This window comes from Pauljensenia sp. UMB3104, from assembly GCF_030217285.1.
GTDB lineage: Bacteria > Actinomycetota > Actinomycetes > Actinomycetales > Actinomycetaceae > Pauljensenia.
The window spans coordinates 1-5256 of record NZ_JASONN010000044.1 but is presented as its reverse complement, the minus strand read 5'-3'; the positions used below and the strand labels follow the sequence as shown (position 1 = coordinate 5256).

Below are 5256 nucleotides of genomic sequence, written 5' to 3'. Positions count from 1 at the left end.
GCGACCGCAAGCAGCGGCACGAGGGCTGTGAGTGGGAGCTTCATGGCTGTCTTTAACCTCGGTGTACTAGGCGTTGAGGCCATCGCCGGTGACGATAATGAGATTGCAGTCGGCAGAGACAGCAAACTCGCGGATCTCGAACGATCCCCATTCTGAATAGATGGCTCCTGGATCGGTACCGAGGACCTTATTTGCAACGGCTGGGTCAACGGTTGTGAAAGAGCAATCCTCAGGTACGTACGTGTACAGGAGGGGGTGGATGCCGGGCAGCAACGAAGATCCGCCGTTGTTGTCGTCAGTGAGCATAGCGATCGTCGTATCGGGGACCGTGGCGACACCGGTCATCCAGTATTGGTAGTCGGGTGCCGGTAGCCAGGATCCGTCCCGGAACCGGGCGACAACGACGTGCCCCTCGGTCGCTCCCAGTTCGGGTATACGTCCGTTGAATGAGTCGACACGCTCCTGTACCTTCACCGCTTCATCGGTTTCATACGTGAACGCAGCGAAGCGTGGGTCCTTCGGGTACGGAGGTACCAAGCACGCCGAGCACAGCATGGTGACGGTGACGAGGGCAATGATGCCTCGCCCGAGAGCTGTCGTCCGCAGCCGAGGAACTCGCAAGGAAAACCTGTTGCTCACTGCCGTCTCCTTCCGGTGCTTGTCTGGGAGCCTACAAGGGGGAGGTCCCGGGAAGCAACTTGCCTCCCGGGACCTCCGATCACATGCGCAGCAACGATCAGTGCGGCATGTAGGCGCCCAGCCAGCCCTGGGATGCGATGAACACCAGGGTGCACAGGACCAGGAGCAGACCGACCGAGTAGGGGGCGGCCTTCTTGAGGATTTCCGCGTCGGAGCCCTTCGAATCAACGGCGGTCGCGGCGATCGCGAGGTTCTGCGGGGATACGATCTTGCCGATGCCGCCACCGATGGTGTTGGCGGCCAGCAGGATGGACGGGTCGAGGCCCGCACCGGCCGCGGCGGTCGACTGCAGGTTTGCAAAGAGTGCGCCCGCCGAGGTCGCCGAACCGGCGACGGCCGTACCGATCCAGCCGAGGATGGGGGAGAGGAATGCGAAGGCCGCGCCCGTCGTCGCCAGCGCGGCGCCGATCGAGGTGGTCTGGCCCGAGAAATTCATGACGAAGGCCAGAGCCATGACGGAGGCGATTGTCAGGATCGCCATGCGCAGCGAGTAGATGGTCCGTGGCAGGACCGCGAACATTTCGCCCACGGAGGTCTGGAAACGACCGCCCGAGGAGTTCGTCCCGTACACGATGGCGACGATGATGCCAGTGACGAAGATCCAGGTGCCGGGGTTGGACAGGACCTGCAGCGAGTAGATCGCGGCGGTCGACGGGGAGCCGTCGGCAGTGAGCAGGGCGCCGTAGATGCCGGGCCACGGAACCTTGACGTCCGTCGAGGAGAAGAAGGTGGCGACGGGCTTGGCCAGCTTCGTGATCGCGATGATGACGACGACGAGGACGTAGGGCAGGAGCGCCAGGCTGATACGCGAGCCGGTGGGCTTGTCGGCCTCGTCAGCCTCGGTCGCACACTCCGCCGGGGTGGTCGGCCCCCACGCCAGCAGGAACACGTAGCAGGCGGCGAAGCCGAGCAGGGAGGCGACGACAGCAGTCAGCTCGTAGGAGATCGAGGGGGTGAAGAAGTGGCCGATGCCGGCGGCCGCACCGGCTACCAGGGCGAGGGGCCAGAGCTGGCGGACGCCGCGCGCGCCGTCGAGGATGAACAGCATCAGGAACGGGATGAACAGACAGAAGATCCACGTCAGGTGGCCCATGTCGCCGGCGACGACGACGGGGTCCGCGCCGCCGAGCTTGCCGGCGGTCGTCGTGGGGATGGCCATGGCTCCGAAGCCGACGTTGATGGCGTTACCGACGACGGCCACGACGGCTGCTTTGATCTTCGGGACGCCAAGGGTCACGAGCATGGCGCAGGTGATGGCCACGGGAGCGCCGAAGCCAGCCAGGCCCTCGAGCAGGCCACAGAAGCACCAGGCGACGATGAGGGCCTGGGCGCGCTGGTCGCCTCGGCCGATCGTGTTAAAAACGGCCTTCAGGTCGGCACTGCGACCCGACTTTTCGGTGAGGTTGTAGAGCCATACGGCCGCGATGATGATGTAGATGATCGGCATGAAGCCCATCGCGGCGCCCTGCGTGCCGGCCAGGAGGGCCATGCCGACGGGCATCTTGAAGGCGAGGACCGCGATGCCCAGGGACAGCACCAGGGAGATGATCGAGCACCAGTGGGTGGCGACCTTGAAGACGCCCATGAGGACGAAGAAGACGACGAGCGGGAGAAGCCCGACGACGGCTGTCAGGAAGACGTTGCCCGCGACTGCAGTTGTCGACGGGGTGAAAGATTGGGCGAACAACAGGGGGGTCATGGATGCTCCGCGCGTCGGTGTGTGGGACATTGGACCTAATCATCATGACATATGAAGGGGGTGACGCACATATTTTTGCGTGTATTTTCTGCCGTGAAGGTGATTCGCATCGCGCCGCATCTCACGTCCAGTATGCGCAGCTGCTGCTCGTGTGCCCGGCCTCGTCGATAGACTACGAAGCGTGAAGACTACATCCGCTGTTCCCGTCCCCTCCGGCTCGCGTATGCCGATCCGTAAGTATCGGCCGTTCCTCGATACGAATCCGATCGATCTGCCGGATCGCCAGTGGCCCTCCAAGCGCATCACGAAGGCGCCGCGCTGGATGTCCACCGACCTGCGCGATGGCAACCAGGCCCTCATCGAGCCGATGGACCCGGCTCGCAAGCGTCGCATGTTCGACCTGCTCATCAAGCTGGGGTATAAGGAGATCGAAATCGGTTTCCCCGCGGCCTCGCAGACCGACTATGACTTCGTGCGCTCCCTGATCGAGGACGACGCGGTGCCCGAGGACGTGACGATCTCGGTGCTCACGCAGTCTCGCCCCGAGCTGATCGAGCGCACGGTCGAGGCCATGGTCGGCTTCCCGCGCGCAACCGTGCACCTCTATAACGCGACGGCTCCCGTGTTCCGCGAGGTCGTCTTCCACGCTGATAAGGCGCAGACGATTGAGCTCGCCCAGTCCGGTGCGCGCGAGATTATTGCGCAGGCTGAGAAGCGCCTGGGTGATGAGACAATCTTCGGTTTCGAGTATTCGCCTGAAATTTTCGTGGATACTGAGCTGGATTTCGCCCTCGAGGTCTGCGAGTCCGTCATGGACGTGTGGGAACCGGGCGAGGGACGCGAGATTGTCCTGAATCTGCCCTCCACGGTCGAGCGTGCGACCCCGAACGTGTTCGCCGATCAGATCGAGTGGATGAGCCGCAACCTGAGCCGCCGCGAGTACGTGGCGCTGTCCGTGCACCCGCACAATGACCGCGGGACGGGCGTGGCGACGGCCGAGCTGGCGTTGCTGGCGGGTGCGGATCGTATCGAGGGCTGCTTGCTGGGTCAGGGTGAGCGCACCGGCAACGTCGACCTGGTGACGCTGGGCCTGAACCTGTTCAGCCAGGGCATCGATCCGGGCATTGATTTCTCGGATGTGGATGCTATCCGTCGCACGGTGGAGCACTGCACGCAGATGGAGACCTCCCCGCGTGCGCCCTACGTCGGCGATCTTGTGTACACGAGCTTCTCCGGTTCGCACCAGGATGCGATCAAGAAGGGCTTCACCGCCCGCAAGGCCAAGGTTGACGCGGCCGGCGGCGACGAGGAAGCGGTCGTGTGGGAGCTGCCCTACCTGCCGATCGACCCTCACGACGTGGGCCGCTCGTACGAGGCCGTGGTGCGCGTGAACTCGCAGTCCGGCAAGGGCGGCGTCGCCTACCTCATGTCGACGGCACACGCCCTTGAGCTGCCGCGTCGCCTGCAGGTGGAGTTCTCTCGCATCGTCCAGCGCCACACGGACACCTACGGCGGCGAGATTAACGCGGATCTGCTGTGGCAGATCTTCGCCGACGAGTACCTGCCGACGAACGCTGCGCCGGGCCTGGAGTCGTGGGGTCGCTTCGATCTGCGCTCCTCGCAGGTGGGCACCATGGATGATGAGCATGTCGAGCTCAATGCGACGCTCACCGACAACGGCGAGGTCGTCAAGGTTCACGCGCAGGGCAAGGGTCCGATCGACGCGTTCGTGTCCGCGCTGCACGAGTTCGACCTGGATGTGCGCATCCTCGACTACTCCGAGCACGCGATGAGCCAGGGCCGCGATGCGCGCGCTGCCGCCTACGTGGAGGCGGCCGTGGATGGCCAGATCGTGTGGGGCGTCGGCATCGACTCCTCGATTACTCGCGCGTCCTACAAGGCCGTCATTTCGGCGGTGAACCGCGCCCTGCGCTGAGCGCGCGCGACAACGAGAGGGACCCCGGCCTCGTTCATGGTGACGAGGCTGGGGTCCTTCGTATGCGTCAGTGCCCTCAGGAGGTGGGCCCTCAGGAAACGGGGGAGTGTGCGAAGAGCTCGAGGCTGCGACGTACCTGCCCGGCGAGGATGCGGGAGATGCGCTCCGTGAGGAGGGCGGGATCAGCGCTCATGTCGGAGGCGAGCCACTGGGAGACGTGTCCGAGCACGCTGAGCGTGAAGTGCTCGGTGATGAACTCACGGTCGTCGGGGCGCACGGTCAGATCGTTGCTGTAGTGGTCGACGATGGGCTCCATGACGGCGCGCAGCTGCTTGTAGAGGAAGACCTGGAGATCTTCCGTGGACAGGGTTGAGACGACGGAGCGCGTCTCTTCGGGGTGAACTTGCATCCATGTGAGCATGGCGAGCAGTCCCTTGGACCAGTCCTCGTGGGTGGAGTGGGCGTCGATCTGGTTGGCAACCTCGCGCTTGAAAACCCAGACGGTCAGGTCGCGGATGTCGGCGAAGTGATAGTAGAAGGCCTGGCGGGTCACGCCGGCGGTGCGCGTGAGACCGGAGACGGTCACCTTCGACAGGGGGACGGTCTGGAGTGCGTCGCGCAGGGCGTGCGCGAGCATCGTTTTCGCATCGGTGTGGGGCATCGGAGATCCTCGTCGACATGAAAAGAGGGGTTACGAGCAAACTGTACAGGCTGAATCGCGGATCTGCGAAATTTCAGTGCAATGTGCGGCTGACCAATTGTATAGCTCAGATTGGCTTGTATGCATCCGGAAACGTCGTTCTTGGGTGGCGGAGTGTATGGTTCAGCCCCGGCCTCGTCATCTGGATGAACTGCCTCCCGTTTCTTGGACATCGAAATTGAAGTCCAGGGAATGGGAGGCTTTTCGTGTCTGTGAATCTGG

Annotated in this window: 4 protein-coding genes; 1 reads left to right on the top strand and 3 read right to left on the bottom strand. The window is 63.7% G+C overall.

The window, feature by feature from the left end:
- Nucleotides 1-66: 66 nt before the first annotated feature.
- Both QP415_RS10640 and QP415_RS10635 read right to left on the bottom strand, forming a co-directional pair.
- Nucleotides 67-639 carry a hypothetical protein gene (locus QP415_RS10640; RefSeq protein ID WP_285100022.1) on the bottom strand — a complete coding sequence of 191 codons (573 nt, stop codon included), beginning with the start codon at nt 637-639 and terminating at the stop codon, nt 67-69.
- Between the two features lie 97 nt (nt 640-736).
- Entirely contained in the window at nt 737-2398 is a 1662-nt protein-coding gene (locus QP415_RS10635; protein WP_285100020.1) for an L-lactate permease, read from the bottom strand.
- 181 nt (nt 2399-2579) lie between these two features.
- On the opposite strand from QP415_RS10635, the gene leuA reads away from it, so the two are divergent.
- Nucleotides 2580-4334, top strand: coding sequence for a 2-isopropylmalate synthase (leuA, locus tag QP415_RS10630; RefSeq protein ID WP_048677132.1), 1755 nt, complete (start codon nt 2580-2582; stop codon nt 4332-4334).
- Between the two features lie 91 nt (nt 4335-4425).
- Here leuA and QP415_RS10625 read toward each other — a convergent pair whose 3' ends face one another.
- Nucleotides 4426-4995, bottom strand: a complete 570-nt coding sequence (locus QP415_RS10625) for a TetR/AcrR family transcriptional regulator (protein ID WP_285100018.1) — start codon at nt 4993-4995, stop codon at nt 4426-4428.
- Between the last annotated feature and the right edge of the window lie 261 nt (nt 4996-5256).

Bases quoted from the DNA above. Each gene is read 5' to 3' on its own strand.
- QP415_RS10635 (WP_285100020.1), bottom strand. From the start codon at position 2,398: ATGACCCCCCTGTTGTTCGCCCAATCTTTCACCCCGTCGACAACTGCA.
- QP415_RS10625 (WP_285100018.1), bottom strand. From the start codon at position 4,995: ATGCCCCACACCGATGCGAAAACGATGCTCGCGCACGCCCTGCGCGAC.